The following is a 980-nucleotide window of genomic DNA, read 5'->3' on the forward strand; positions in this document are numbered from 1 at the left end:
TATTACATTCCTAAATATCACATACAAAGACAGGCGTAATTACCCACCGAGGTTTACAATAAGCTATATTGATTATCTTAAAGGATATGTTGTTGGTTTTGGGTCTATAATGTATGGTTTGTTTAGAATTTTTGAATAAATAATCAAGTAATATGTCAATACAATTCCCTATACTTAATATTTCCTTAAGTAATTTAAGTTCACAGGATTTGGAAGAAACCCATATTGGAGACTTATGGGATTATCCTGGCGATAATAGTATCTTTGAAGAATACTACAATAATCAAAAATATGTTGACCAAAGTGGGCATATATTTAAAATAATAGGAAAAAGAAAATCAAATTTTATAAATTCAATAATCCATTTTAATAAAAAAGAACTGATATTTGATGATTGTGGTGAGACTATTAGCTTCTCTGTATTGAAGGATTTTTTAATCAATAGATACAATTCATTAGATGATAATTTAGCTAAGTCGGTTCTGATTAGATTAACAAAACAATCAAAAAATATCAAGGATTTAATTGGGTAAACGTAAAAACATAGCCCATTTTTGAGGTAGTGTAATATAAACTGGGTTAGGCTATAATATTATGGTTTAACACAGTTTATTTGCATTTTACCCTTTTCTCTTTTTTAGAATGTAGTTTTTCCTAACCACTTTTTTAGGTTCGTTGCCAAACGAGTCTATAAAAATAATACTGTTGTCCTCCATCACCTTATAGAATATGTTGTCACCGCTTTAAGGATGCACAAGCATCAGGATGTTGTAGTCAAGCACATGGAAAGTTCCTCTTAACCTTTCCTGTTTGTTCTACTTTTCATTGTATGACTGTATCAACAAGTAGGTACCATCAGCATTTAACGTGAGTGTTGTCTCAACATCAGGCGGTAATACATCGTAATATGTTCCAGCTATGGAATCCAAGTTAACTCTGTTTCCCAAAACTGCCGTATATTCTTCAAGCTTATCGGCACA

General features: G+C 31.1%; 1 protein-coding gene. It reads left to right on the forward strand.

Annotation, left to right across the window (positions count from 1 at the left end; translation table 11 throughout):
• Positions 1–152: 152 nt before the first annotated feature.
• Complete coding sequence (locus tag DWV53_RS15365) at positions 153–533, forward strand: hypothetical protein (protein WP_118155483.1); 381 nt, start codon at positions 153–155, stop codon at positions 531–533.
• Positions 534–980 lie beyond the last annotated feature (447 nt).

Origin of the sequence: Segatella copri (genome assembly GCF_003465495.1) — a bacterium.
GTDB classification, from domain to species: domain Bacteria; phylum Bacteroidota; class Bacteroidia; order Bacteroidales; family Bacteroidaceae; genus Prevotella; species Prevotella copri_G.